Here is a 22,895-nt window from a genome sequence, read left to right on the forward strand (position 1 = left end):
CCCGGCATCCGGGGCGGGGGAAACGGGTGACGGCCCGCCCGGCGGGTCGCCCGGTCAGCGCCGCCAGGGCTTGCCGCAGACGGTGCGCACCCGCATCCCGAAGCGGTCGAGGGGGGTGCGGGGGCGGCGCCGCTCGGAGTAGCGGTCCAGCTCCTCCTCCAGCCAGGCCGAGCGCTTCTCCACGTCCAGCTCGCTCATCAGCCGGTCGATGTTGGCCAGCAGCGCCCCGTGCAACTGCCACCGGTCGGGCTGCCGCTCGGACTCGGCGAGCAGCAGGGCGGCGATCGCCCTGCGGTCCTCCCTGGCCGCGGCCAGCGCCCGGGTCAGCTCCTCCTCGGCCTGCTCCGCGTTCGCGCTGACCTGGGCGGTGATCAGGTGGGCGAAGCTGTGCACCGCGTCCGCCAGATGGGTGAGCAGCCGCTCCAGCCCCTCCGCGACGTCCGGCGGGTACAGCCGCTCGCCGCGCCGCCCCTGGGACAGGTCGGTCAGCGACCGGCACAGGGTGCGCAGCACCACCGCGGAGATCTCCAGGGTGTCCAGGCCGCTGCGCAGGACGATCCGGGTGAGCACGCCCTCGCGCACCCGCGGGTTGCAGCGCAGCGTGTCCTCCGCGGTGGACAGCGCGGCGTCCACCCGCACGATGTCCTGGTCGAGGGTGCGGGCCTCGCGCAGCCACGCCCCGGACCGGTCCGGCGGGACCTCCCCGTGCAGCTCCCGCCCGACCCGCAGCAGCAGCTCCCGCATCCGCCCGGCCAGGTCGGTGATGGCCTCCCCGGCGGGCCGGACCAGGACGGGCGGCACGAACAGGGCGTTGAACAGCATCCCCGTGGCGGCGCCGATCAGCGTCTCCCACACCCGGCCCCAGGCGGTCTGCGCGACATGGGAGACGCCCAGCACCAGCATGGCGCTGATCGCCACCTCGGGCACGAACTCGTCCACCCGCACCAGGTGCCCGAGCACCAGCGAGAGCAGGATGAGCAGGCCGAGGCTCCACCAGTCCAGGTCCACCAGTTGGCTGAACAGGGCCGCGATGAGCACGCCCGCGATGACGCTGTTGATCCGGCGTATCCCGGAGGTCAGCGTGGCGTACAGGCTGACCTGCACCACGAGCAGCGCGGTCAGCGGCGCCAGCAGGGGGGCGGAGTAGCCCGTCAGCCAGCGCGCCACGACGAACGCGAGCACCGCCCCGGCCGTGGCCCGCAGCGTCTGGACCACCACCGGATCATGGCGTGATCTGGCCAGCCCGGCGGGCAGTGCGCCGAGGCCGACCCGGTCGAGCAGAGCCTGCATCACGCCGGATCCACCGCCGGAGTGTGCGGGCCCGTGGTGGGGCGCGGCCGGGTGGCGGAGGGTTCCGCGGGGCGAGGTGTGGGGTTGTGAGGTGTCATCGGTTGCATCAGTCCCCTACTCGACGTGAGTCGAACGAAAACGAACAGGTTTGATCGGGTTGAGGTAGGGGGCGGTCGGAGGGCAGTCGCAAACGTGATCACTACCCCGGCGACGGGAACGGATACCGGGGCGCGCGGAAGTTCACGACACGACGGCGACACGGCGTCCGGGACCGGAAGAGCAGCGATCGAACTCGGCCATTCTTTTTAGCTTCTGTCACGAGAGCGGGCGGGTAAACGGCCGGGGCGGATCAACGGCGCCGGGGCGCGGTGGGGGCGGCCGGAAGGTGGGGAGCCGGGTGAGGGGAGGGGAAGGAAGCGGGGAGAAGTGGCGGAGAAGCCGTGAGGGCCGCTGCCGAACAGGGGAACAGCGGGCGCCCTCGGCGGCCCGGCGTTGACGGAACGATCCCGTTCGGTCACGCTTCGGTGTCAGCCCGAACGGCGCCGACGCAGGCAGGGATCAGCGGCACCGCCTCGGCGCGGCGCGGGCCCCTACCAGGAGGAGTGCGGTTCATGACCGGCCACGTCAGACGCTGGACGCGCGAGCAGGGACCGCGGCCGGGCGGCGGCGGACCCCGGCTCGGCAGGCGGCAGGCGCTCCGGTACGGGCTCGCCCCCCTGCCCGCCCTCGCGCTCGCCCCGGGCGCGCGGCCCGCCGCCGCGAGCACCGGCTCCCCCGCCGCGGACCCCGACCCGGGCCCGCCCACCGTCACCCCCCAGGACCTGCGCTTCACCCCGGGCGTCACCCTGCGCCCCGGCTCCGCCCGGGACGCGGGCCTGCTCCCGGAGCACGTCGAGCGCATCGCCGCCCACACGGCGCAGTACCTGGCGCCCTCGCCGACCCACCCGCAGTACGCGGGCGCCGTGGTGCTCGCGGCCAGGGACGGCGTGATCGCGGTGCACGAGGCGGTCGGCCACGCGGTGCGCTACTCCGGCTACGACGCGGCGACCAAGCGGGCCGTGGAGCTGCCGCCCGAGGAGTGGGTCCCGGTCCGCCGCGACACCGTCTTCGATCTGGCGTCGGTCACCAAGCTGTTCACCTCGATCACGGTGGTGCAGCAGATGGAGCGCGGCCGGATCGAGCTCGATGCCCCCGTGGTCCGCTACCTGCCGGAGTTCGCCGAGAACGGCAAGGAAGCGATCACGATCCGGCAGTTGCTCACCCACACCTCCGGCCTGCCCGCCTGGCTGCCGCTGTACCGGGACTGGCCCACCCCCGACGAGCGCTTCCGCGCCGCGTTCGCCGCCGCGCCGCAGGCCGCGCCCGGCACCCGCTACCTGTACTCCGACCTGAACCTGATCGCGCTCGGCCGGGTCGTGGAGAACGTCACCGGCCGGCGCCTGGACCGGGTGGTGGCCGACGACATCACCGGCCCGCTGCGCATGGCGGACACCGGCTTCACCCCGCCCGCCGAGCTGCTCCCCAGGATCGCCGCGACCGAGTACATGACGTGGACCAGCCCCCCGCGCGGCATGATCCGCGGCAGCGTGCACGACGAGAACGCCTGGTCGCTGGGCGGCGTCGCGGGCCACGCCGGGGTGTTCTCCACCGCGCGCGACCTGGCCGTGCTGGCCCAGGCGGTGCTCAACGGCGGCAGGTACGGCCGCGCCCGGATCCTCACCGAGGACTCGGTGCGCGCGATGCTCACCGACCACAACACCGCCTTCCCCGGCGACTCCCACGGCTTGGGCTTCGAGCTGAACCAGCACTGGTACATGGGCCCGCTGTCCTCCCCGGTCACCGCCGGGCACACCGGCTACACCGGGACGTCGCTGGTGATCGACCCGCTCTCCCGCTCCATCGCCGTCCTGCTGGCCACCCGGGTGCACCCCACCCGGGACTGGGGCTCCAACAACCCCGCCCGCCGGGCCGTGGCCACCGCGCTGGGCCGGGCGGTCGCGGTGCGGCCCCGCCGCGGGCGCACCGCCTGGTTCTCCGGCACGGCCGCGGGCACCACGGCCACGCTGGCCCTGCCGGTGCCGGCCGGGGCGGCCCAGGCCCGGTTCTGGCTGTGGTACGACACCGAGGACGGCGACGACGAGGCCGCGTTCGAGGCGTCGGCGGACGGCACGTCGTGGCGCCCGGTCCCGTTCGGGCTGACCGCGGGCCGCGCCACCCGGCGCACCGACGGCACCGTGCGCGGGTTCGGCGGACGCCGCTGGGCGCTGGCGCGGGCGGCGCTGCCCGAGGGCACGACCGCGGTGCGCTGGCGGTACACCACGGCGAACGGCTGGGCGGGCGTCGGCCGCGGCGTGTACGTGGACGCCGTCCGCGTCCACGACGCCCGGGGCGGGGTCCTGCTGGACGGCGAACGCCCCCGCGACGCGGCCCTGTTCACCCCCGACGGCTGGGCGCTCAGCCCGGACTGACCGACCCGGTGCCGCGCGAACCGGCCGCCGGCCGCCGCCCGGCGGGGCGGCGGACACGGAGCTCCCCCCGAACGGGGGTAAGCGGAATCCCCCCGCGGGGCGGATGAGTTGAGCGTCACGCTCACGAACCGGCCACGTATACCGATCAACTGAGTGGTCCTTACCAGTAATCGCTAGGATGATCGGCGTTTTCCGCCTCCGGGCCGTGGCTTCCCGGCCGCGGGCCTCACCCGATCAGGGACTCCCGAAGCGGAATCAGTTGTGGTACCAGTCCCCGACAGCGTTTCGACCCGACCTCACCCTGCTCCCCGAGGATCCGATGAGAACAGACATACCGGCGGCGTTGTTCTGGTGCCTGGCCGCGCTCGCGCTCGTCATCGCGGTGCTGCTGATCCGGCAGCGCGTCATCACCGCACGACTGCGCGACGAGAACGCCACCCTCGAGGGCAGGATCCGCGCCCGCGACGAGGAGGCGCGCCACCTCGCCACCGTGCGGCTCCCGGCCCTCGCCGACGCGCCGCACCAGCCGGTACTGGTGCCGGGGCTGCGGGACCAGCGCCTGTCCGGCACCGGGTTCGCGCAGAGCCTCCAGGCCGTCATGGACCTGTTCGCCGGCGCGGTGGAGCGGGCCCAGTCCCGCGCCGACCAGTCGGCGAAGGCCGCGCTGAAGGCGTCCATGCGCGCGCTCCAGGGGCTGGCGAACGAGCAGCAGTTGTCCATCTCCGAGATGCAGGAGCGGCACGACAACCCGGACGTGCTGCGCGACCTGCTGGAGATCGACCACGCCAACTCCCAGTTCGGCCGCCGCGCCCAGGCCATCGCCGTGCTCTGCGGCTCCTGGCCGGGACGGCAGCGCGCCGCCTCGTCGCTGACCGACGTGGTGCGCGGCGCCAAGTCCCGGGTCCGCGACTACCGCCGCGTCCAGATCCGCACCCAGGTCGACCTGGCCGTGGTCAGCCGGGCCGTGGAGCCGGTGGTGCTCGCGGTCGCCGAGCTGCTGGACAACGCGGCCCGGCACTCCCAGCCGAACACCACCGTGGAGGTCAACCTCCAGCCCGCGCACAACGGTGCCTGCATCGTCATCGACGACGCCGGCGTCGGCATGGACGTCCCCGAGATGGAGCGCGCCACCCGCATCCTCACCGGCCAGACCTCCCTGGACGTCACCCGGCTCGGCGACCCGCCGCAGTTCGGCTTCCCGGTGATCGGCGTGCTCGCCGCCCGGTACGGCTTCCGGGTCTCGGTGGACACCCGCTCCCCGTACGGCGGCGTGCGGGCGGTGGTGTTCCTGCCGAGCACGCTGCTCACCCACCTGGCCGCCGAGGAGAACGGCGCCGCGCCCGCCGCCACCACCAGGGCACCCGTCGAGCCGGCCCCGGTGCCGCCGTCCCTGCCGGAGATGACGCCCGAGAGCGCCGCCCTCCCGGTGGGGCGGACCCCGGTGGCCCGCGCCGTGGCGGACCTGCCGGGCGGCGAGCGGTTCGCCGAGGACCAGGTCGTCGGCTCCACGCCCGGCGGGCTGCCCAAGCGCCGCCGCCGCAGGCCCGCGGCCCAGGTCCACGAACCCGTCATCACCCCGCCGGCGGAGCCGGCCCTCACCCGGGACCGGTCGGCCGAGGAGTTCGCCCAGCGCATGGGGGCGTTCGCCCGAGGCACCCGGTCCGGCCGCGCCACCACCGACGACCACGAAGGGAACCCGTAGTGATCGATCACATGACGAACGACCTGGGCTGGATGCTGGACGAGGTGCTGAAGGTGCCCCACGCCCGGCACGCCATCCTGCTGTCCGCCGACGGCATGCTGCGGGCGCACTCGGCGCACATATCCCGCGACGAGGCCGACCGCCAGGCCGCCGCGCTGTCCGGCCTCCAGTCCATCAGCCGCAGCACCGCCGAGTTCTGCGGCCACGAGACCACGCCGTGGCGGCAGACCCTGGTGGAGTTCGACACCGGCTACGTCTTCCTGGTGGCCGCCGGCGAGGGCGCCTACCTCGCGGTGTCCGCGGACGTGGAGGTGGACATGGAGGCGGTCACCTACCGCATGCACAAGCTGGTGGACCGACTGGGCCGGGAACTGACCAGCCCGCCGCGGCAGGGCAGCGGCAGCATCGCATGACCCCGCCCGCCAGGCGCGAGAAGGGTCTGGTGCGCCCGTACGTCGTGACCGACGGGCGCTCCCACCCGACCCGCAACACCTTCGACCTGGTCACGCTGGTGATCGGCGCCAGGGACCGGCCGCTCGCCGGCCTGTCGCCGGAGAAGCGCCGCCTGGTGGAGCTGTGCATGCCCGGCGCCCTGTCGGTCGCCGAGGTCGCCGGGCACCTCCAGCTCCCGGTCAGCGTCACCAAGGTCCTGCTCGGCGACCTCGTGGACAGCGGCCACATCGTCACCCGGGCGCCCATCCCCAAGGCTGAACTCCCCGACGCCCAAATCCTCCAGGAGGTGCTCGATGGACTCCGCGCTCGCCTCTGACAGGTACCTGCGCGAGTCGGTCCGGACCGCGGTGAAGCTGCTCGTCGTCGGGCACTTCGCGGTGGGCAAGACGACGTTCGTCGGCACCCTGTCCGAGATCAAACCGCTGCGGACCGAGGAGACGATGACGCAGGCCGGCGCGCTCGTCGACGACCTGGCCGGCATCAAGGACAAGACGACCACCACCGTCGCCATGGACTTCGGCCGCCTCACCCTCAGCGACAGCCTCGTGCTGTACCTGTTCGGCGCCCCCGGCCAGCAGCGCTTCGCCCGGCTGTGGCAGGACATGACCCGCGGCGCCCTCGGCGCGCTGGTCCTCGCCGACACCCGTCGCCTCGAGCAGTCGTTCGAGGTGATGGGGCTGCTGGAGGAGTACGGCCTGCCGTACGCGGTGGCGGTCAACCACTTCGACGGCGCGCCCGCCCACCCGGAGGAGGAGATCCGCGAGGCGCTGGATCTGCTCCCCGAGACACCGCTGGTGACCTGCGACGCCCGCGACCACACCACCTCGGTGCAGGCGCTGATCGCCCTCGTGCAGTACCTGCTCTCCCGCACCTCCCCCATCGTCCAGGAGCACGTGTGAGCTCATCCCCCCACTCCGGCGCCACCCCTCCGCCGGGCTGCCCCGCCCACGCGGGCGCCGTCCCCGTCCCCCTGTACGGGGAGGACTTCGCCACCGACCCGTCCGCCGTGTACGCCAAGCTGCGCGCCCAGGGCCCCCTCGCGCCCGTCGAGCTGTACCCCGGCGTGCCGGCCACCCTGGTCACCGGCTACGACGCGGCGCTCGACGTGCTGCGCAGCCCGGAGACGTTCAGCAAGGACTCCCGGGCCTGGCGGGACCTGAGGGAGGGGCGGATCGCGCCGGACAACCCGGCCCTGCCGATGATGGCGTGGCGGCCCAACGCGCTGTTCACGCACGGCGAGGAGCACCGCAGGCTGCGCGGCGCCATCACCGACAGCCTGGACCGGGTGGACCCGATCGCCCTGCGCGGCTACGTCGAGCGCAGCTCCGACGCGCTGATCGACCAGTTCTGCGAGACCGGCAAGGCCGACCTGCTGCACGACTACGCCAGGGCGCTGCCGCTGTTCGTGTTCAACCAGTTGTTCGGTTCGCCGCCGGAGTTCGGCGACCGCCTGGTGCGCGGCATGGCCGGGATCTTCGACGGCGTGGACGCGGAGAAGGCCAACGCCGAGCTGACCACCACCATGATCGAGCTGGTCCGGCTCAAGCGCGGCCGGCCCGGCGCCGACGTCACGAGCTGGCTGATGGCCCACCCCGCCGGCCTGTCCGACGAGGAGATGATCCACACCCTGGTGCTGCTGATGGGCGCGGGCACCGAGCCGCAGCAGAACCTCATCGCCAACGGGCTGCGCCTGCTGCTGGCCGACGAGCGGTTCGCGGGCAGCCTCTCCGGCGGCAGCATGCCGGTGGAGGACGCGCTCGACGAAGTGCTCTGGACCGACCCGCCGATGGCCAACTACGGCGTGCACTTCCCGCTGCGGGACGTGGACTTCGCCGGGGTGCGGCTGCGCGAGGGCGACCCGGTGGTGGTCAGCTTCGCCGCGGCCAACAACGACCCGTCGCTGGCCTCCGACCACCGCTCGGGCAACCGCGCCCACCTGGCCTGGAGCGCGGGCCCGCACGCCTGCCCGGCGCAGAGCCACGCCCGGCTGATCGCCGCCGTCGCCATCGAGAAGCTGCTCGACCGGCTGCCCGAGGTGGAGCTCGCGGTGCCGGTGGAGAGCCTCACCTGGCGGCCCGGCCCGTTCCACCGCGCGCTGGCGGCACTGCCGGTGCGTTTCCCCCCTGTTCCGGTCGAACCCGACGAGAACCGCGGGTACGACGAGGCACGTCGATCCGACGACACCCTTGGAGACACCAGCAGATGGAACGCACCCTCAGCGCAGAGTCCGTCCCGGGCCCCGGAGAGCCCGGCCCCGCAGTCGAGCCCATCAGGATCGACCCCACCGGCGCCGACATCCACGGAGAGGCCGAGCGGATCCGCGAGCGCGGACCGGCGGCGCTGGTGGAGCTCCCTGGCCAGGTGGTGGCGTGGGCGGTAACCGACCACGCGCTGCTGAAGGAGCTGCTCACCGACCCCAGAGTGTCCAAGGACGCCCACCAGCACTGGCCGCGCTGGATCAACGGTGAGATACGGCCGGACTGGCCGCTGTACACCTGGGTCTCGGTGACCAACATGTTCACCGCGTACGGCGCGAACCACAAGCGGCTGCGCTCCCTGGTCGCGTCCGCGTTCACCGCGCGCCGCACCAACGCGCTGCGCCCCCGCATCGAGCAGATCACCGCCGAGCTGCTCGACCGGCTCGCCGAGGTGCCGCCGGGCGAGGTCGTGGACGTGCGCGAGGCGTACTGCTACCCGCTGCCCATCCAGGTGATCTGCGAGCTCACCGGCGTGCCCGACCACCAGCGCGAGGGCCTGCGCCGGGTGGTGGACGGCATCTTCCACACCTCCGCCAGCCCGGAGGAGGTCACCGCGATCTACACCGAGATGTACCAGATCTTCGGCGAGCTGGTCGCGATCAAGCGGGAGACCCCCGGCGACGACCTGACCACCGCCCTGATCGCCGCCCGGGAGGAGGGCGACGGCTCCCGGCTGACCGAGGCCGAGCTGCTCGACACCCTCGTGCTGCTGCTCGGCGCCGGGCACGAGACCACGGTCAACCTGCTCGACAACGCCATCCACGCCATGCTGACCCACCCCGACCAGTTGGCGCTGGTCCGCTCGGGGCGGGCCAACTGGAGCGACGTCATCGAGGAGACGCTGCGCAACCAGGCGCCCGTCGCCAGCCTGCCGCTGCGGTACGCGGTGGAGGACATCGAGCTGGGCGGCGTGACGATCAGGAAGGGCGAGGCGATCCTGGCGGGCTACGCGGCGGCGGGCCGCGACCCGGGCGTGCACGGCGCGGACGCGCACATGTTCGACATCACCCGGATCAACAAGGAACACCTGGCCTTCGGGCACGGCGTCCACTACTGCCTGGGCGCGCCGCTTGGCCGCATGGAGGCGGCCGTCGCCCTGCCCGCGCTGTTCGAGCGCTTCCCCGACCTGGCCCTGGCCGCCCCCGAGGAGGACCTCCTCCCGGTCGACTCCTTCATCTCCAACGGCCACCGCTCCCTGCCGGTCCGCCTGCACCCGGCCGGTTAGCCCAACCGCGCCCGGCGGGGGCACGTCCCCGCCGGGCGGTCCGGGGCGCGTCCCCGACGCGCCCCGGACCGGGGGCACCGTCCCGCCGCGCCGCCGGACGGGTGGCGCCGTGGCGCCGCCCGGGCCGGGGGCCGCTTCCGGGAGTGGGCGGGGAGGGCGGGCTCCGCGCGGACGGGCACGCCGACTCCCGCGAGCGGGCAGCGCCCACCAAGCCGGGCTCCCCGCCCCGGCTGCCTGCCGTTGCCGGTCTCCGGGTCGGAGCTGCTCCTTCGGCTTCCCCGCTTGGGCTGCCCGCCCCGGCTCCTGCCTGGGTTCCCCGCAGCCTCGGTTCTCTGTCTCGGGCTCCCGTCCGGGCGCCCCGCTGGACTTCCCCGCCTTCGGCTCCGCGCTTCGGCTCTCCGGCCCGTTCTCTGCCGCTTCGGCTCCCCGGCGCCTCGCCCCCGCTCCCCGCCGCCTCGCCTCCCCGCCCCTTCACCTCCCCGCCCCCGCTACCCGGCGGACGCCCTGCGTCCGCTTCTTGCGGCAGCGAGTACTTCGGCGCGAGTTTTTCCGAGCGAGGGCGTTTCACCCGTCGGAGTGAGGGCAGCCGAAGCGATGACCCCCCCATCCCCCGTCCTCCCCCCCGGACGGGGAAGGAGAGCCCCGGCCCAATCCCCCCCGCCGCGCCGGGGCTCTCATCATGCCCGGACGTCCCCGCGCCGCCCCGGCGCGCGCGTCCCGGCTCCCCGATCCGGGCTGCCCGGTATGTCAGGATTGCCGGGACACCTTCCCTGTCTCCGCCGTCTCAGCGCCGCCTCAGCCCGGAGGAAGGAAGCATGCGCGTCCGCGCACTCGCCGCCGCCGCCACCCTGGCGGTCGCGCTCGGCTGCTCCTCCGCGCCCGTCCCGGCGCCACCCCCGCCCGGCCCCGCGGGTCCAGCCGCCACCCCGCGCACCGCCGCCCCCCGCGCCGCCACCCCGAGGCCCGCCGAACCCGCCGAGTCCGCCAACCCCGCGGCGTCCGCCGGTCCCGGCGCGGCCGACTCCGGGAGCACGGCCCCCCGCGCCACGGCGCCCGCCGCCCCGTCCGGCTCCCCGTTCTGGGTCAACCCCGACAGCCGCGCCGCCCGCCAGGTCCACGTGTGGGAGCGCCGGGGCCGTGCCGCGGAGGCCGCGCTGCTGCGCCGGATCTCCGAGCGCCCCGTCGCCGAGTGGCTCGGCGACACCCCGGCCCGCGCCCGGGCGCACGCCGAGCGGGTGACCACCGCGGCCGCGGGCCAGGGCCGCACCGCCGTCCTGGTGGCCTACAACATCCCGCACCGCGACTGCGGCCTGTACTCCACCGGCGGGGCGAGGAACGCCGCCGCCTACCGCGAGTGGATCGACGCCGTGGCCGACGGCATCGGGAACCGGCGCGCCTACGTGATCCTGGAGCCGGACGCCGTGCCGCACCTGGTGGACGGCTGCACCCCCAGCGCCCTGCACGAGGAGCGGTACGCCCTGCTCACCCACGCCGCGAAGACGCTGGCCGCCCTGCCCGGCACCCGGGTCTACCTGGACGCGGGCAACTCCAGTTGGATCGCGGACACCTCCGTGCTGGTGGCGGCGCTGCGCCGGGCCGGGGTCGCCCACGCGGACGGCTTCGCGCTGAACGTCTCCAACTTCCACTCCACCGAGTCGAACCGCGCCTACGGCCGCCGCCTGTCCCGGGCGCTGGACGGCGCCCACTTCGTGATCGACACCAGCCGCAACGGCAACGGCCCGCTGCGGGGCGCCGGGCGCCGCGAGAGCTGGTGCAACCCGCCGGGCCGGGCGCTCGGCGCCCCGCCGACCACCAGGACCGGCGATCCGCTGGTGGACGCCTACCTGTGGGTCAAGCGGCCCGGCGACTCCGACGGCGAGTGCCGGGGCGGCCCCCCGGCGGGCCAGTGGTGGCCCGAGTACGCCCTGGCGCTGGCCAGGAACGCCCGCGGGTGAGCCCGCCCGGCCACCACCGCACCGACCACCACCGCACCGACCACTGACCCACCGGCCCCGCCGCGGGCGCACCCGCGGCGGGCCCCCGCGGCGGCGGCTTTTCCGCACGACTGTCCTAATCTCATGGGGTGCCCACGACAGACCCCGGTGCGGAGCCCCGTTGGCTCACCGACGAGGAGCAGTACGTCTGGCGCGCCTACCTCAGCGCCCGGGCCCTGCTCGAGGACCACCTGGACCGCCAGTTGCAGCGCGACTCCGCGATCCCGCACCTGACCTACGAACTGCTGGTCAACCTCAGCGAGGCCCCCGGCCGCAGCATGCGCATGACCGAGCTGGCCGAGCGGACGAAGATCACCCGCAGCCGCCTCTCCCACGCCGTCTCCCGCCTGGAGGACGCCGGATGGGTGCGCCGCGAGGACTGCCCGTCCGACCGGCGCGGGCAGCTCGCCGTCCTGACCGACCGCGGGTACGCCGTGCTGGAGAAGGCGGCTCCCGGGCATGTCGAGGCCGTGCGGCGGGCCGTGTTCGACCGGCTCACCCCGGAGCAGGTGCGCCAACTCGGCGAGATCTCCCGGGCCATCGCCGACGGCCTGCTCCCCGGCGACCGCCGCGGCGGTGCCGACCTGCCCTGGCGCCGCTGAACCGCTGGGCCGCCGCCCTCTGGCCAACCTCGGCTACCGATGAGTAGGGTTCGCGCCACGGACACGGCGGGCCCGGCGCCCGACGCCGCCGGGCCCGCGCGCCGCGCGGCGGCGAGCGGGGCGCCGTGCGGACGCCCGTCACCGGACGAGCCCCGGGAGGTCGGCCATGGGCGGCAGCGGCACCGAAGAGGACACCTTTCACGTGCTGACCGCGGTGATGCTCACCCCGGCCCAGTACCCCGGGGTGTTCGGGGACGACTACCCGCAGGCGTGCGCCGCCCTCGGCCTCGCCCCCGACTTCGAGGGCTACGGCCTGCTGTTCGGCCAGGACTCCGCCGGGGCCAGGTGGACCGTCGCCGTCACCGACACCGCCCTGGTGGCCTGCGCCATCGCCGCCTGGGACTGCGGTCTCGAGTACGACCTCGCCCCGCCGCCGCGGGCCGTGGCCGCCGAGCTGCCCGGCTGGCCGCTGCCGCTGGCCGTCGCCACCCCGGGGCTGCCCGAGCCGCACGACCCGCAGGACGCGGACGTCCCCCCGCTCGGCCTGCCCGACGTCACCGCCTGGGGCCCGGCGCAGCGCAGGCTGGGCGCCGACGAGATCGCGCGCCGCTGGAGCGACTACCGAGGCCAGGTCGAGCGGGAGATCACCTTCGTCGAACGCAGTGACGCTCCCCACACCGGAGTGCGCCGCGTGCTGTCCTCGCTGGAGGGCTACCTCGCCGACCCGCCGCCGCCCGGCCGCGTCCGCGGGGCCCTCGCCGAGGACGGCGTGCCCACGCTGCGGGCGGACGGGCCCGGGTGGAGCGTGGTGGCCCGGGTGGACGACATCGCGTTCGTGCTGCTGGACGACGAGCCCGGGCAGATCCACCCGGTGGGCCGCGGCCCCGCCCTCCCGGCGCTGCTCAGCGGCCTCGACGCGCTGGTGGCCGCCCCTCGGGAGCCCTCGACCCGGCCCGGCGCGGGCACCCCCGGCTAGCCCGCGGCGCGGTGGGCGGCAGGTGTCGCGCGGAGTGATGCCGCGTACAACGAAGAGGGCACGCTAACCGCGTTCCCCGGGGGTACCCGGACCCGGCGCCGCCCCGGTGCGGGCCCCGCGGGACCCGCTTCCGCCGTCCGGTGCGAGCGGCACCCGGCGGAGTGACACGGGCGTCGGATCTGTAACACTTATCACCTCACATGCGTAATCGATCTTGGAGGAGCAGTGGAGTTCGACGTCACGATCGAGATCCCGAAGGGCTCGCGCAACAAGTACGAGGTGGACCACGAGACCGGCCGCATCCGCCTCGACCGCATGCTCTTCACCTCGACCCGCTACCCGGCGGACTACGGGTTCATCGAGCACACCCTCGGTGAGGACGGTGACCCGCTCGACGCGCTGGTGCTCCTCGAGGAACCGACGTTCCCCGGAGTCCTGGTCAGGTGCCGCGCCATCGGCATGTTCCGGATGACGGACGAGGCGGGCGGCGACGACAAGGTGCTGTGCGTGCCCGCCGCCGACCCGCGGATGGAGCACCTGCGGGACATCCACCACGTCGCCGAGTTCGACCGGCTGGAGATCCAGCACTTCTTCGAGGTCTACAAGGACCTGGAGCCCGGCAAGTCCGTGGAGGGCGCCTCCTGGGTGGGCCGCGCCGAGGCCGAGGCCGAGATCGAGAACTCGATCAAGCGCCTGAAGGAGTCCGGGCAGGCCCACTGAGGCCCACTGAGCCTCCCGGGGCCGGACCGGGCCGAGTCGGACCGAGCCGGGCCGGGACGGCACGGCGGCGCGAGAAGAAGGGCGGCGCACCCCGCGGCCGTGAGCCGCGGCCGGATGCGCCGCCACCGCGCGGAACCCACAGAACCCGCGGAACCCGCGGGGCCGGGGCCGCCCGCGGCGGCCGGGACCGCCGGGGGAGACCGGCCGGGCGAGACGGAAGGAAACGTTTCTCCTCGGCTGGGAGTCCGCCCGCCTAGAACCCGCGCGTCCGCTTCGCCGCCCGCCGCCGGGACGGGTCGCCCTCCCCGGGCACCCGCAGGAACAGCCGCGCCATCTCCCCGCCGAGGTGCACCCCCACCGCGATGGCCAGCGCCAGCGCCGCCGCCTTGCTGAGCTGCCCCCACCCCGGGTCCGCGTTCCCCTGCGCGAACGACAGCAGCCCCAGGTAGATCGCGCTGCCCGGCAGCAGCGGCCCCACCGCGGCCGTGACGTACGGCAGCACCGACGCGTACCTGTACCTGGCCAGCAGTTGCCCGAACAGGCCCACCAGACCGGCCGCCACCAGCGTCGCCAGCACCGGCGACACCCCCGCCTGGTCGTGCAGCGCCCCGTACACCGCCCAGGCCACCGCCCCGTTCAGGGTGACCACCGGCAGGGCGTGCCGCTCCGTCTGGAGCAGCACCGCGAACGCCAGCGTCAGCGCCATCGCCGCGAGCAACTGCACCGCGGGCCGCTCCACCGTCACCAGCGCCTGCTCGGGCCTGAGCTCGGCGCCGAAGCTCACGCCCACGTAGAGCACCAGCAGCACCCCGCACACGATGCCCACCACCAGGTAGACGACCTCCAGCAGGCGGGCGGAGGCGGTGATGTAGAAGCCGGTCAGCCCGTCCTGCACCGCCGCGACCAGCGGCCTGCCCGGCAGCAGCGCGAACAGCCCGCCGGTGATCACCGCGGACTCCCGCACGTCCGCCCCGGACAACTGGAGGATCACCCCGGCCGCCGCCGCGGGCATGGCGGCGGCCACGAACTGGTAGAACTCCGGCAGCCCGCGCCCGGCCAGCAGCCAGGCCAGGCGGTCGCCGAGCGCGGCGGCGACCAGCGCGGAGAAGAACACGGTGGGCCCGCCGCCCACCAGCACGCTCGCCGCGCCCGCCAGCACCCCTCCGGCCAGGGACAGCAGCCAGCCCGGGTACGGGTGCCGGTTGCGGCGGATGTCCGCCAGGCGCCGGTACGCCTCCTCCAGGCTCAGGTTCTCGTTGACGACGGCGTTCACCAGGCCGTGCACGGCGGCCAGCCGGGTGTAGTCGGTGCCGCGCCGCCGCACCACGCGGCTGGCGGTGACCGGCGCGTCCACCAGGGACGCCTGGTAGGACATCGACAGCAGGGTGAAGGTGACGTTCGGCTCGCAGCGGTCCAGGCCGTAGGCGTGCGCCACCGCGTACATCGCCGCCTCGACGTCCTCCGCGCCCTCGCCGCCCGCGAGCAGCAGCTCGCCCAGGCGCAGGGTGAGGTCCAGCACCCGGGGCACCGAGGGGGCGTTCTCGCCCAGGGTGCTCTGCTCGGGGGTGGCCCGCTCGGCGGCCTGCTTGGTGCGCAGCAGGGTGCGCATCCGGTCCTGCCAGAACCCGTCCGCGGGGGCCGGGGGCACCCCGCCCGGCGGGGTGAACGCGGACCGCCCGGGCTGCGGGGACGGCGGCAGGGGCACCCCGAGTGGCGGGGTGAACGCCGACCGCTCCTCGTCCCCGCCGTCCTGCGGGTACGCGTGCTGCTCCGCCACCTCGTCCCCTCACCTCCCCGCGATCACGCCACCTACCCGCTCCACGATGCCCGACCCGCCCCGGCGACGGCGGACCCGGGGTCGCCCCACCCCTCCTCCACCGGACCGCACGGGTGCCCGGCGCGCCCCGGCCCCACACCCCCGGGCGGCCGCGAACGCCCCCGCGCCGCCCCACGCCCACCGCCCACCCGCCCCACCGACGCCCCGCCCCCGCCCCCTACGAACCCGCCCCCGCGACCGAAGTAGCCCCCTCCCCCGCCCGTCGCCTACCTCCGTCGCCCACCCCGAGCCCTTCCGCCGACGCCTCCCCGGCCCTGGGCCGCGCACACTCGGAGCCCGAGTGATCAGGGGAGGCACGATGACACGCAGGGGGATCAGCCGCGCCGGGTTCCTGGCGGGCGCCGGGGCCGTGGGAGCGGGGGTGCTGCTGGGCGCGGGGAGCGCCGAGGCCCGGCCCCGGCGCGGGCCCGTGCACCGGGGCGTGTGCTACCAGGTGGGCGAGCACTGGAGCGCCGCCCGCATGCGCGAGGACGTCCGGGCCGTCGCCGAGGACCTGCACGCCACCTCGGTGTCGGTGTTCGGCGACGGCGTCGACCGGCTCGCGGCCACCGCCGATGAGGCCGCGGAGCGGGGGCTGCACGTGTGGCTCCAGCCGCGCCTTGGGGACCGCCCGGAGGAGGAGATCCTGGAGCACCTGGCGGAGACCGGGCGCCACGCCGAGCGGATGCGGCGGCAGGGCGCGCGGGTGCACCTCAGCGTCGGCTGCGAGTTCGTGCTGTTCGTGCCGGGCATCGTCCCGGGCGACGACGTCCTGGAGCGGATCGAGAACGTCCTGAACGGGAACTTCGACCCCGAGCACATGGTCCGCGAGCAGGCCCGCTTCACCGCCCGCGCCGCCGCCGTCGGCAGGTCGGTGTTCGGCGGCGCGCTGACCTACGGCGCGGCGCACGAGGAGGAGGTGGACTGGAGCCTGTTCGACATCGTCAGCGTCAACTACTACACGTACCACCGCGACCCCGCCGACCACCTCCGCGACCTCGCGGCGTACCGGCGCTGGGGACGGCCGGTGGCGGTCACCGAGTTCGGCACCTGCACCTACGAGGGCGCGCCGGACCAGGGCGGCATGGGCTGGTACCAGGTGGACTGGTCGAAGACGCCGCCGGAGGTCGCCGAGGGCCTGGTCCGCAGCGAGGAGACCCAGGCCCGGTACCTGGCGCGCCAACTGGAGGTGTTCGAGGCGGCGCGGCTGTACGCGATGCTGGTGTACAACTTCGCCGACCCGGACACCCCCTGGTCCCCGAGCCCGCGCCACGACCTGGACATGGTGAGCTACAACCTGGTGCGGGTGATCAGGGACTCCCCGGACACCTGGCACTGGGAGCCCAAGCAGTCCTTCCACGCCGTGGCCCGCCACTTCGCGCGGGCCCGCCGCTGAGCCGTCCCGGCCGTCCCGCCGCTGAGCCGTCCCGCCGTCCTACCGCGAGCCCGCCCGGTGCCTGCCCCGCTGCTGGCGCTGGGCGGCCGCGGGCCGGTCGCCGCCGTCCTCGGCCACGGCGGGCGCGCCGGGCGCGGCGGGCGCGGCGGCGGACCCGGCGCCCTGCTTGCCCTGCTTCCTGGCCCGCAGGAACTCGAACACGATCGGGATGACCGAGATGCCCACGATGGCGATGAGGATCAGCTCGATGTTCTTCTCGACGAAGTCGATCTGCCCGAGGAAGTAGCCGAGGACCACCACTCCGGCGCCCCACAGGCAGCCGCCGATGACGTTGTAGACGACGAACTTGCGGTAGCTCATCCGGCTCACGCCCGCCACGATCGGCGTGAACGTCCGCACGATCGGCACGAACCGCGCCAGCACGATCGACCGGGGCCCGTGCCGCTCGAAGAAGTCGTGCGCCTTCTCCACGTTCTCCTGCTTGAACAGCCGGGAGTCGGGGCGCCGGAACAGCGAGGGCCCCACCTTGCGCCCGAACAGGTAGCCGACCTGGTCGCCCGCGATCGCCGCCAGCACCACCAGCAGGCACACCAGCCACAGCGGCTGGTGCAGGTGCTCCCCGTCCGCCACCAGCAGGCCCGTGGTGAACAGCAGCGAGTCGCCCGGCAGGAAGAACCCGATCAGCAGCCCCGACTCGGAGAAGACGATGACCAGGATCCCGATGAGCCCGAAGGTGGAGATCAGGTAATCGGGATCCAGCCAACTGGGCCCGAGGGCGAGGTTCGTCACGGGTCGGAGCTCCTGCGAGGGAGGGGCGCGGGGGTGTGGCGCGCGCACGGAGGCGTGGGGGTGCGGAAGGTGCACTGGGGCCAAGGTACCAACGGGGACGTTCCGCCGGAGGTTCCCGGTTCCCCGCCGTACGGCCGCCCGGCCCCGCCCTCCCCGCCGTCCGGCCCCGTGCCCGGGCCCCGCGTCCGCCCTCCGCCCGGCCCCCGGGTTCAGCCCCCCGGGATCACCCCTCCGCGTGCCGGTCCGCGTTGGCGCACACCGCCTCGTAGGTGTACCGGGCCAGGCCGGGGGCGATCCGCTCGTAGTGGGCTGTGAACCGCTCGTCCTCCACGTACAGCGCGGCCATCGCCCGGTGGGTGCCGTGCGGGCACGGGTAGTGGTGGCGCTCGATCTGGAGGCGCAGCTCCTCGGCCGCGTCCATGGCCCGCGGGTCGTCCGCGGGCACGCCCTGCCCGAGCAGCGCGGCCAGGTGCCGCTCCGCCTCTTCCCAATCCCGCTTGAGCGCGATCCAGTCCTCCTTGGTCCTGCCCGCGGCCCTGCGCCGCGACTCCGCGTACGCCTCGGTGCCGCCCCAGCGCCGCTCGGCCTCCTCGGCGTACCGCTCCGGGTCGTCCTCGCCGAAGACCTCGAAGCGCTCCTCGGGGGTGAGGTCGATGCCCATTCTGTGTGCCTCCATCGCTTGTGCCACGGCCGCCGCCATCCGGGTGAGCCGCTCGGCGCGCTCCAGCAGCAGCCCGTGCTGCCGCCGCAGGTGGACCATGGGGTCCGCGCCGGGGTCGTCGAGGATGGCGGCGACCTCGTCCAGGGAGAAGCCGAGCTCGCGGTAGTACCGGATCTGCTGGAGCCGGGTGAGGTCGCCGTCGCTGTAGCGGCGGTGCCCGCTGGTGCTGCGCGTGCTCGGCCGGAGCAGCCCGATCTCGTCGTAGTGGTGCAGGGTGCGCACGGTCACCTTCGCGATCCGCGCGACCTCGCCGACGGAGTGGCCCGCGGCGGACATGGGCGGCTCCTGTTCCTCCGGTCGCTGCCTGACACACACCAGCGTCGGTCCTCACGCCACGTGAGGTGCAAGCGGCGCCGCCGAGGGCGCGCACGGGGGCGCAGGGGAGCGGGGCCCCGGACGGTTTTCGGATGATTCCGCTTCCACATCACTCGTCCGGGGTAACGACGGGATCTTTCCCGGTGGAGCCCCGCGAAGGGCACTTACATGCGGGGGAACGCCCGGCCGCCCGGTGGGACGCCGGAGCGGGCGGGAGACGACACCACTTCGGGAGGGGGACGGACACGTGGCAGTGGGTCCGACCATGCGGCGACGGCGGCTCGGGATGAGGCTGCGGGCCCTGCGCGAGGCCACCGGCCTGACCATGGAGGAGGCGGGCGAGCGCGCCGGGGTGTCGAAGGCGACGATCAGCCGCTACGAGAGCAGCGAGGGCCCGGTCCGCTGGATCGTGGTGGACCAGTTGTGCCGCGTCTACGGCACCGACGACGAGCAGCGCCTGGAGCTGAAGGAGCTGGCCCGCACCTCCAAGGCGCGCGGCTGGTGGCTGTCGGCGGCCGACGACTTCCACCCGTCGCTCACCACCTACCTGGCCCTGGAGAACGAGGCGTCCCGGCTGGAGTACTTCGCCAACGCGCACATCCCCGGCCTGCTCCAGACCCGCGAGTACGCCCTGGCGGCGGGCCTGGCCGAGCCGGTGCCGCCGCCGGGCGACGTGATCGAGCGGCGGGTGGAGGCCAGGATGCGGCGGCAGGAGGTGCTGCGGCGGCCCGACCCGGTGGCGCTGTGGGCGGTGCTGGACGAATCGGTGCTGCACCGGCCCGTCGGCGGTCCCGAGGTCATGCGGCGGCAACTGGCCCACCTGGTGGACCTGTCCGAGCGGCCGCACGTCACCATCCAGGTGCTGCCGCTGGCCGCCGGGGCGCACAGCACCGCGCTGACCAGCTTCATCCTCATCGGCGGCCCCGACCCCTCGCTGGACGTGGTGTTCACCGAGAACCTGGTGGGCGCGCTGTTCCTGGAGAAGCCCCCGGAGATCGTGCGCTACCGGGAGGCGTTCGACCACCTGCGGACACTGGCGCTGGACGCGGCGCAGTCGGCGGAGCTGATCCGCGCGCTGGCCGAGGAGGGCGGGGCGGCGGGCACCCACACGGGGGTGCCCCGCTGGGGCGGCGGGGCGGGCGCGGCGCGGGGCCGCGGGGCGGGCGGGGCGGGCGGGGGGCGTCCGGCGGGGGAGCGCGGCACGGCGTAGGGCGCGCGGGACCGGCGCTTCACCCGGACGCCGCGCCCGCTGACCCGCCCGGCGGTACCCCCTCGGCCCCGCGGTCGCACCCGGCCGCGGGGCTTGATTGAGTGGCCCTCACACATCGGGGCGCGCCGGCACCGCGGGGACGGCCGGACCGCGCGCCCGCGGGAAAGGGGCTGCTCGGTGGTGGTGACCGGAACGTGGCGGGTGACGGCGTGGTCCGCGGTGGCGGGCCTGGCCGTGGCGGGGGTCGCGGTGGGCGCGGCCGGGCCGTGGGAGGGCGGCCGCCGGGCCTCGGAGCGGGCGTTCGCCGCCGCCAGGGACCGTCCCGCCGCGGACGCTCCCCGCCCGGCCGCGGGCCCGCGCAGGCCCGCCGCCAGGCCGGGGCCCGCCCCGGAGGTCCTCTCCGCGCTCGGCGCCTCGGGCGGCGCCGCTCCGCTGCCCTCGGGCACCGGCCTGGAGCGGGCGCTGCGGCCCCTGCTGGACTCGGCCGACCTGGGCACCTGGCAGTCGGCCGCGGTCGCGGACGCGGCCACCGGGCAGTTGCTGTACGGGTTCAGGGCGGACGAACCGTCGGTGCCCGCGTCCACCATCAAGATCGCCACCGCGGTGGCCGCCCTGGAGGAGCTCGGCCCCGAGCACCGCATACCCACCACCGTCGTCCGGGGCGGCGACGCGGGCGAGATAGTCCTGGTCGGCGGCGGCGACCCCACCCTGACCGCCCGCCCGGACGCGGTGGCGGGCCCGGACGGCCCGGCGAGCCTGCGGCAGTTGGCCCGCACCACCGCCGGGGCGCTGAAGGACCGCGGGACCCGGCAGGTGCGCCTGCGCTACGACACCTCCCGCTACACCGGCCCCGACCAGCACCCGATAGGCGCGGGGAACGAGAACATCGCCCGCGTCACCGCGCTCATGGCCGACGAGGGCAGGGCCGACCCCGCCAGCCGCGGCCACGCCCCGCGCGTCCCCGACCCGGCCGCGGCCGCCGCCGCCTCCTTCGCCGCCCTGCTGGAGCGCGAGGGCGTGGCGGTGGACGGCGACCCCGCCCCGGGCCGGGCGGGCACCTCCTTCGAGGGCCGGATCGCCGAGGTGCGCTCCCAGCCGCTGGGCCGACTGGTCGAGCACATGCTCACCGCCAGCGACAACGACCTCGCCGAGGCCCTGGCCCGCCAGGTGGCGATCGCCAGGGGCGAGCCCGCGAGCTTCGACGGCGCGGGCCGGGCCGTCGCCGCCGTGCTGCGCGAGGCGGGGGTGCCCGTGGACGGCGCCCGGTTCGCCGACGGCAGTGGCCTGGACCGCGCCGACGCTGTCCCCGGCCGCACCCTCACCGCGCTGCTCGCCCTGGCCTCCTCGCCCGGCAGACCCGCTCTGCGCCCCGTCCTGACGGGCCTGCCCGTCGCCGGGTTCACCGGCACCCTCACCGGCCGCTACTCCGCCGCGGGCGAGCCCGCCGTGCGCGGCGCCGCGGGTGTCGTCCGCGCCAAGACGGGCACTCTCACCGGTGTGAACACCCTGGCGGGCACCGCCGTGGACGCCGACGGCAGGCTGCTGGCGTTCGCGTTCGCCGCCCGCGGAACGACCGTCCCGGACCGTGCCACGGCCGCCCTGGACCGGCTCGCCGCGGCCGTCGCGGGATGCGGTTGCCGCTGATCGTGCCGGGTAAGGGTCCCCGAGGCGCGCTCCGGGGACGTACGGTGAGGGCTATGACGAGCGGTGGAGCGGAGATGGTCGATTGGAACCTCGCGGTTGCGACCGCGACCAGACTGGTGCGGCCGGGACCCGAGGTGAGCCGGGACGAGGCGAGGGCGGTGGTGTCCGAACTGCGGCGGCACGCCGAGGCCTCCGAGCGGCACGTCCGCGCGTTCACCTCGATGGCGCCCCCCGAGGGCGCGCCCGAGCTGGGCGGCACCCCCGTCCTGATCGTGGACCGCCCCGGCTGGATCAGGGCGAACGTGGCCGGGTTCCGGGAGGTGCTGCGGCCGCTGTTCGACAAGATGGCCGACCGCAGGGCGAACGTGCCGGGAGGCGCCGTGCTCAGCGCCGTCGGCGGCAAGGTCACGGGCGTCGAGGTCGGCATGCTGCTGTCGTTCCTGGCCTCCCGGGTCCTGGGCCAGTACGAGACGTTCGCGCGCGCCAGCCACGACCTGCCCGCGGGGCCGGAGAACGCGGGGCCGGGCGCGCCCCGCCAGGGGCGGCTGCTGCTCGTCGCCCCGAACATCGTCCACGTCGAGCGGGAGCTGGACGTGGACCCGCACGACTTCCGGCTGTGGGTGTGCCTGCACGAGGAGACCCACCGCACCCAGTTCAGCGCCGTGCCCTGGCTGCGGGACCACATCGAGGGTGAGATCCAGTCCTTCCTCGCCGAGACGGAGATGGACCCGGGCACGCTGCTGGAGCGCGTCCGCCAGGCCGCGCAGTCCTTCACCGGCGCCTCCGGCGGGGACGGCGAGGGCGACCAGGACGTGGACCGGCCCGAGGGCGGGCGCAGCGTCCTGGAGATCGTGCAGACCCCGGCGCAGCGCGAGATCCTCGCCCGGCTGACCGCGGTGATGTCGCTGCTGGAGGGGCACGCCGACTACGTCATGGACGGCGTGGGCCCCGAGGTGGTGCCGTCCGTCGCCGAGATCCGCGAGAAGTTCCAGCGCCGCCGCCAGCAGGGCGCGGGCCGTCTGGACCAGTTGCTGCGCCGCCTGCTCGGCCTGGACGCGAAGCTGCGCCAGTACAAGGACGGCGAGCGCTTCGTGCGGGCGGTTGTCAAGCAGGTCGGGATGGACGGCTTCAACCGGGTGTGGACGTCGCCGAATACCCTGCCCACCCGCCAGGAGATCGCCAACCCGGACAAATGGGTGGCGCGCGTACACTCAAAGTAGGCGCGCGCGCACGCGTCGTGACCACCTCGCGTGCCGCAGGTCAACCCCGCAGTCACCCATCCGAGGGAGCGTGATCGCCGGGTCCGCGTGCGATGC

At 75.0% G+C, this 22,895-nt stretch carries 19 protein-coding genes; 15 read left to right on the plus strand and 4 right to left on the minus strand.

Going from position 1 to position 22,895, the window contains the following annotated elements; genetic code table 11:
• Nucleotides 1-54: 54 nt before the first annotated feature.
• Entirely contained in the window at nt 55-1,290 is a 1,236-nt protein-coding gene (locus ACYVO2_RS01400; protein WP_461005765.1) for an FUSC family protein, read from the minus strand.
• A gap of 611 nt (nt 1,291-1,901) precedes the next feature.
• On the opposite strand from ACYVO2_RS01400, the gene ACYVO2_RS01405 reads away from it, so the two are divergent.
• The 11 genes from ACYVO2_RS01405 (at nt 1,902) to ACYVO2_RS01455 (ending at nt 13,688) form a co-directional block, all read left to right on the plus strand.
• Nucleotides 1,902-3,758 (plus strand): serine hydrolase domain-containing protein, encoded by a 1,857-nt coding sequence (locus ACYVO2_RS01405; protein ID WP_461005632.1) that lies wholly within the window; start codon nt 1,902-1,904, stop codon nt 3,756-3,758.
• Between the two features lie 319 nt (nt 3,759-4,077).
• Complete coding sequence (locus ACYVO2_RS01410; protein ID WP_461005633.1) at nt 4,078-5,460, plus strand: ATP-binding protein; 1,383 nt, start codon at nt 4,078-4,080, stop codon at nt 5,458-5,460.
• On the plus strand, nt 5,460-5,873 hold the full coding sequence (locus ACYVO2_RS01415; protein WP_461005634.1) for a roadblock/LC7 domain-containing protein: 414 nt from the start codon (nt 5,460-5,462) through the stop codon (nt 5,871-5,873). Before ACYVO2_RS01410 ends, ACYVO2_RS01415 begins: the two co-directional genes overlap by 1 nt.
• Nucleotides 5,870-6,229 carry a DUF742 domain-containing protein gene (locus ACYVO2_RS01420; RefSeq protein WP_461005635.1) on the plus strand — a complete coding sequence of 120 codons (360 nt, stop codon included), beginning with the start codon at nt 5,870-5,872 and terminating at the stop codon, nt 6,227-6,229. The genes ACYVO2_RS01415 and ACYVO2_RS01420 overlap by 4 nt, the downstream gene beginning before the upstream one ends.
• The gene (locus ACYVO2_RS01425) at nt 6,207-6,812 is read left to right on the plus strand and encodes a GTP-binding protein (protein ID WP_461005636.1); all 606 of its coding nucleotides are present in this window, start codon (nt 6,207-6,209) and stop codon (nt 6,810-6,812) included. The genes ACYVO2_RS01420 and ACYVO2_RS01425 overlap by 23 nt, the downstream gene beginning before the upstream one ends.
• The gene (locus tag ACYVO2_RS01430; protein ID WP_461005637.1) at nt 6,809-8,293 is read left to right on the plus strand and encodes a cytochrome P450; all 1,485 of its coding nucleotides are present in this window, start codon (nt 6,809-6,811) and stop codon (nt 8,291-8,293) included. The genes ACYVO2_RS01425 and ACYVO2_RS01430 overlap by 4 nt, the downstream gene beginning before the upstream one ends.
• Nucleotides 8,257-9,396, plus strand: a complete 1,140-nt coding sequence (locus ACYVO2_RS01435; protein WP_461005638.1) for a cytochrome P450 family protein — start codon at nt 8,257-8,259, stop codon at nt 9,394-9,396. Before ACYVO2_RS01430 ends, ACYVO2_RS01435 begins: the two co-directional genes overlap by 37 nt.
• Nucleotides 9,397-10,211: 815 nt before the next feature.
• Complete coding sequence (locus tag ACYVO2_RS01440) at nt 10,212-11,351, plus strand: glycoside hydrolase family 6 protein (RefSeq protein ID WP_461005639.1); 1,140 nt, start codon at nt 10,212-10,214, stop codon at nt 11,349-11,351.
• Nucleotides 11,352-11,479: 128 nt separating this feature from the next.
• A complete protein-coding gene (locus ACYVO2_RS01445; RefSeq protein ID WP_461005640.1) occupies nt 11,480-11,992 on the plus strand; it encodes a MarR family winged helix-turn-helix transcriptional regulator in 513 nt (170 codons plus the stop codon).
• Nucleotides 11,993-12,158: 166 nt separating this feature from the next.
• Entirely contained in the window at nt 12,159-12,968 is an 810-nt protein-coding gene (locus tag ACYVO2_RS01450; protein ID WP_461005641.1) for a hypothetical protein, read from the plus strand.
• A 225-nt stretch (nt 12,969-13,193) separates the two neighbouring features.
• On the plus strand, nt 13,194-13,688 hold the full coding sequence (locus ACYVO2_RS01455; protein WP_461005642.1) for an inorganic diphosphatase: 495 nt from the start codon (nt 13,194-13,196) through the stop codon (nt 13,686-13,688).
• 253 nt (nt 13,689-13,941) lie between these two features.
• Here the strand turns inward: ACYVO2_RS01455 and ACYVO2_RS01460 are convergent, their stop codons facing one another.
• Nucleotides 13,942-15,465, minus strand: coding sequence for a threonine/serine exporter family protein (locus tag ACYVO2_RS01460; protein WP_461005643.1), 1,524 nt, complete (start codon nt 15,463-15,465; stop codon nt 13,942-13,944).
• Nucleotides 15,466-15,823: 358 nt separating this feature from the next.
• Between ACYVO2_RS01460 and ACYVO2_RS01465 the strand changes: the two genes are divergently transcribed.
• Nucleotides 15,824-16,900, plus strand: a complete 1,077-nt coding sequence (locus ACYVO2_RS01465; protein ID WP_461005644.1) for an abortive phage infection protein — start codon at nt 15,824-15,826, stop codon at nt 16,898-16,900.
• Between the two features lie 39 nt (nt 16,901-16,939).
• Here the strand turns inward: ACYVO2_RS01465 and ACYVO2_RS01470 are convergent, their stop codons facing one another.
• A complete protein-coding gene (locus ACYVO2_RS01470) occupies nt 16,940-17,689 on the minus strand; it encodes a DedA family protein (RefSeq protein ID WP_461005645.1) in 750 nt (249 codons plus the stop codon).
• 223 nt (nt 17,690-17,912) lie between these two features.
• Entirely contained in the window at nt 17,913-18,686 is a 774-nt protein-coding gene (locus ACYVO2_RS01475) for a MerR family transcriptional regulator (RefSeq protein WP_461005646.1), read from the minus strand.
• A gap of 325 nt (nt 18,687-19,011) precedes the next feature.
• Here ACYVO2_RS01475 and ACYVO2_RS01480 point away from each other — a divergent pair, with 325 nt between their 5' ends.
• From ACYVO2_RS01480 to ACYVO2_RS01490, 3 genes are all read left to right on the plus strand, one after another.
• Nucleotides 19,012-19,935 carry a helix-turn-helix domain-containing protein gene (locus ACYVO2_RS01480; RefSeq protein ID WP_461005647.1) on the plus strand — a complete coding sequence of 308 codons (924 nt, stop codon included), beginning with the start codon at nt 19,012-19,014 and terminating at the stop codon, nt 19,933-19,935.
• A gap of 177 nt (nt 19,936-20,112) precedes the next feature.
• Entirely contained in the window at nt 20,113-21,579 is a 1,467-nt protein-coding gene (gene dacB / locus ACYVO2_RS01485) for a D-alanyl-D-alanine carboxypeptidase/D-alanyl-D-alanine endopeptidase (protein WP_461005648.1), read from the plus strand.
• A 53-nt stretch (nt 21,580-21,632) separates the two neighbouring features.
• Complete coding sequence (locus ACYVO2_RS01490) at nt 21,633-22,799, plus strand: zinc-dependent metalloprotease (RefSeq protein ID WP_461005649.1); 1,167 nt, start codon at nt 21,633-21,635, stop codon at nt 22,797-22,799.
• Nucleotides 22,800-22,895: the final 96 nt, after the last annotated feature.

The organism is Streptomyces capparidis (assembly GCF_054782095.1).